This window comes from Neisseria sp. WLZKY-1 (genome assembly GCF_046546535.1).
In the GTDB taxonomy this organism is placed as follows: Bacteria; Pseudomonadota; Gammaproteobacteria; order Burkholderiales; family Neisseriaceae; genus Neisseria.
The window spans coordinates 1-459 of the sequence record NZ_JBKGTW010000129.1 but is presented as its reverse complement, the minus strand read 5'-3'; the positions used below and the strand labels follow the sequence as shown (position 1 = coordinate 459).

The 459-nt window shown below is 49.7% G+C and carries 1 protein-coding gene; it reads right to left on the bottom strand.

The features are described from left to right. Window positions 1-458, bottom strand: a 458-nt coding sequence (locus ACLD9W_RS12505) for an IS1595 family transposase (protein WP_410842302.1), incomplete at its 3' end; no start/stop codon positions are given. Between the last annotated feature and the right edge of the window lies 1 nt (window position 459).

Sequence of the window (459 nt, the reverse complement as noted above, 5' to 3'; positions counted from 1 at the left end):
TGGTTTTGTTTTTCAGCAAAATGTGTGCGGTGGTTGATACGGAAATGGTTAAATTCGCTCACATCCAATACGTCATAACCCTTGTGGTAATCCGTATAAACAATGCTGTCGGGTTTAACCTGCTCCCGAATAATCGGCAGCAGGGTTGCCGTCTGCGTATTGGGTACGGCAACGGTGTAAACCTTGCCGTTGCGCTTCAACAGCCCGAATACCGCGTTTTTTCCTGCTGCGCCACGACCGCGTTTGCCTTTGTGGTGTCCGCCAAAGTAGCTTTCGTCCGCTTCCACTTCGCCATCAAACATTTCCAGATGGCTGCTGTTTTGGTAAATGAGCAGGCGTAGGCGATGGAAGTAATACGCAGCCGTGCTTTTGTTGACATTCGCCAATTCGGCAGCCGTACGGGCGGTTACGCCTGCTACGAATAGCTCAATCAGTTTGTTTTGTTTGTACTGACTCAGA